The organism is Bianquea renquensis (genome assembly GCF_014384895.1).
Classification (GTDB): Bacteria; Bacillota; Clostridia; order Lachnospirales; family Bianqueaceae; genus Bianquea; species Bianquea renquensis.
In genome coordinates this window covers 1-3,632 of the sequence record NZ_JACRSQ010000066.1, presented here as the reverse complement: position 1 = coordinate 3,632, position 3,632 = coordinate 1, and the positions used below count along the sequence as shown (strand labels likewise).

The window sequence follows — 3,632 nt, the reverse complement described above, 5'->3', positions numbered from 1 at the left end:
CTTGATGAGCTGGACGAAATTGATCAGCAGTTCCGGTTCGGCGAAAAACAACTCAGAGAACTGGTGGTGAAGGGAATTGAAAAATAAGAGAGTATGGGCCTGTATGAAACCATTTACGGGTATTGTAATTGCCACATTCTTCATTAATCTGGTGATAGTATCGCTCCATTTAGGAAACGCTTATGTTTTTGAAAAGCTAATTGATTCCATTTTACACAATCAAGCGGTAGTATGGCGCATTCTGGCGTTGTTTCTTATTATAGTGATGACCGGAGCTCTCCAAATCGGGTATGGACGCCTGATTTTCCATTTGAGCGCCGGATACACCCAAAAATTGAAAAATACCATGTTTCAAGTTATATCGACAAGTAAGCTGAAAGATATATACCGGCATGGCGAGGGGGAACTGATCAGCCGATTCAACGTCGAAGTGAGCGGGGTCACTGCCTTTATGAGCGATCAGCTTCCCCAGGCTTTGTTTTATCCGCTGATGTTTTTGACTGCTTCTGTGTATATGCTCATCGTTGACTGGCGGATATACCTCCTGTGTTTTGCGGTGATGCCCTTGTTTCTCCTGGGGATCAATTTTTTGAGTAAAAAAAGCGCCCGGTACACTGAGGAGTATTACGAGAATCTGTCCGATGCAAATTCCATGATCCTTAACAGCATACAAAACATTGAAACCATCAAATCGTTTACCATGCTGGATTATTTCACACGCAGTTTTGACCGGCAATTTCAGAATATTACCCGGCTTGTCTTCCGCAGCGAAAAACTGGATTCTTGTCAATTGCCTCTGTATTTTTTTATACGGGAATATCCTAAGATCGTCTGCTTGATCGTCGGGGGAATTTTTACAATTAACGATCAAATGACCCTCAGCCAGCTGTTGGTTTATATCCAATTGCTGGCATATGTCAATCAGCCTTTTTTGACACTGAGCAGCATTTTCGGTTCGGTCCGGCGACTGCTGGTTCAGCTCCGTACGGTCGACGGCCTTCTGGGACTGCCGCAGGAACGTCTGGAAACGGAGGCTAGCGACTCAGATAAGGGGGATACCAGCATTGCCGTTGATTTCCAGAACGTGTGCTTCCGGTATGACGAGAAGCCAGAGGGGGAAGATGACAATGGCGGACGGTATATCCTGAGCAATATCAATATGCAAATAGGTAAAGGGCAAAAAATTGCGCTGCTCGGCGAAAGTGGCGCAGGAAAAAGTACCATGTTCTCCCTCCTTTGCGGTTTATACGAGATCAACGAAGGGCGTTTGAGAATCAACGGCTGGGATACGGCTACCATCAGCGTCCATCAGCTACGTTCACAAATCACGTATATCTCTCAGACCCCTTTTCTTTTTACCGGAACCATACGGGAGAACCTGCTGTTCGGCAGAACCGATGTGACCGAGGAGGAAATGATGGAGGCCGCGCGGATTGCTGAGGTGGATTCTTTTATTCAGACTTTACCGGAGGGGTATGATACACTGGTTGAGGAAAAGGGTCGAAACTTTTCTGGGGGGCAACAACTTCGCCTCAGTATTGCCCGGGCGCTTATTCATCCGGCGAATATTATTCTGATGGATGAACCCACTTCAGCTTTGGACATGAACAATGAGCGAAATATAATTGATAACATTTACCGCCATTTCCAGACGCACACGATGATAATATCCTCTCATCGCCTGTCAACGATACAGCACGTCGACCGCATCATCTACCTGTCCGACCAGACGATTGCGGAACAGGGCACGCACGAGGAGCTCATGCGGTTACAAGGCAAATATTATCAGTTTGTCATGAACAACAATTTGATTGGGTGATAGACATGGAAAAGAAAACACCGTCAGCATTTCGAAAGGTTTTTAATCTATTAGGAAAAAACAAGGCGAGTTTCGCCACGGCGCTGCTTTTGTGCTCCGCTACGGAACCGCTTTATCAGATTGGGTTTACGTTCAGTTATAAATATATCGTAAACGGCATTGAATTCAAAAACGTTTCCATGCTCATAAACAGTGCGACCGCTTTGATCGCTATCGTTGTGATCTATAATATTATCCAGCCGATTACTGCATATTACTACGAACGGGAAGTGTATAAACCGACCATTTCCGTTGAACGCAATCTGCTCAGAAGCGTCATGCAGATGCCCTTATCTTTTTTTACAAAAACGCATAGTGGGAACATCTTGTCGCGCGTTACCAATGATCTTGGCTCAGTTTCACAGTTCTTCAAAGAGCATTGCTACGATATTGCCAATCAGATTATCCTAGGAATCGGAGCGCTGATCTCTCTGATTTTGCTGGATGTCCGGTTTCTGCCAATTATCGTTGCCTTCGGATTGATATCCTTGTTCATCAATAACCGGTTTAAGGGGCTTTTTTACCGGTTGAATCAACGGCTACAGATACAGATAAGCAAAACCAATGAATTGATAAACGACTTGGTGGATGGATTGCCTATTATCAAAGTATTCCGCGCGGAAAAATCCTTTCAGAAAAAATTCCAACGCGGCTATCAAGATGTCACAGATACCAACGACGCGCTTAATAAAACGATCGTTAAAAAAAATACCATTGACACTCTGATCAGTTCCATGTCCTTTTTTACCATTCTGGCTCTGGGCGTGCTGTTCTATCATCAGAAAAGCCTTACCCTGGGGGATTTGTCGGCGATTTTGGGTCTGCAGGGTAGTGTCGTCAACTTCTTTGTAAATTTGGGGAATTATATCAATAATTACAAAAGCTCTTTAGCCGGGGCACAGCGTATTTTTGAATTTCTGGATATGGAAAAGGAAGACAATACGCCCCATCTAGACGATGTACGCCGGTTGAGCGGTGATTCCGATGAGGGAATAGTCTTTGATCATGTTTACTTCCGATATGATAAAGAAAAACAAATCTTGCAAGATGTCACCATGAAGTTCAATAAAAACACCTTTACGGCCATTGCTGGTATGAGCGGCGGAGGCAAAACCACCTTGCTGAAATTGCTGCTGAAGTTTTATCCGCCAGATCAGGGGACCATTCGCCTGTTCGGCCGGGATATAATGGAATTCGGAGCGGACGAACTGCGTTCGATGGTGGCGTACATCGAACAGACGCCCGTATTGCTTTACGATACCATCTATCGGAATATTTGCTGCGGACTCGACAATGTCCCAATGGAAGAAGTCATAAACGCGGCGCGGCAGGCCGGGGCGCATGAATTTATTGCAGAGCTGCCAGAGCAATACGATACTGTTATTGGCCCTAAAGGTATACAGTTATCCGGTGGGCAGCAGCAGCGGATCGCCATTGCGCGCGCCATCATTAAAAATGCGCCGGTTGTCATTTTTGATGAACCTACGTCCGCTCTTGACTATGAATCCGAAGCGACAATCATCTCGTACATCAAGAGCTATTCCCAAAACCACATTGTTCTTTTAGTGGCTCACCGGATGACCAATATCATCCAAGCGGATTATATTTATGTGCTGGAAGAGGGGGGAATAGCTGAAGAGGGGACATATGCGCAGTTGATGGAAAGTAAAGGCCGATTATATGAATTGCATAAGGCGGCAAAAATATGAAAATAATCAATCTTGGAATCTTCGCGCACGTTGACGCAGGCAAAACCACATTGACGGAGAATATT

Annotated in this window: 3 protein-coding genes; all 3 read left to right on the top strand. The window is 45.1% G+C overall.

Annotation, left to right across the window (positions count from 1 at the left end; all coding sequences use genetic code 11):
- The first annotated feature begins 103 nt into the window (after positions 1-103).
- Positions 104-1,819 (top strand): ABC transporter ATP-binding protein, encoded by a 1,716-nt coding sequence (locus tag H8730_RS17100; protein WP_249290259.1) that lies wholly within the window; start codon positions 104-106, stop codon positions 1,817-1,819.
- Between the two features lie 5 nt (positions 1,820-1,824).
- Complete coding sequence (locus H8730_RS17095; protein ID WP_249290258.1) at positions 1,825-3,567, top strand: ABC transporter ATP-binding protein; 1,743 nt, start codon at positions 1,825-1,827, stop codon at positions 3,565-3,567.
- A partial coding sequence (locus H8730_RS18160) for a GTP-binding protein (RefSeq protein WP_430385403.1) occupies positions 3,564-3,632 on the top strand: 69 nt, incomplete at its 3' end. The genes H8730_RS17095 and H8730_RS18160, both read left to right, overlap by 4 nt.

Bases quoted from the DNA above. Each gene is read 5' to 3' on its own strand.
- H8730_RS17100 (WP_249290259.1), top strand. From the start codon at position 104: ATGAAACCATTTACGGGTATTGTAATTGCCACATTCTTCATTAATCTG.
- H8730_RS17095 (WP_249290258.1), top strand. From the start codon at position 1,825: ATGGAAAAGAAAACACCGTCAGCATTTCGAAAGGTTTTTAATCTATTA.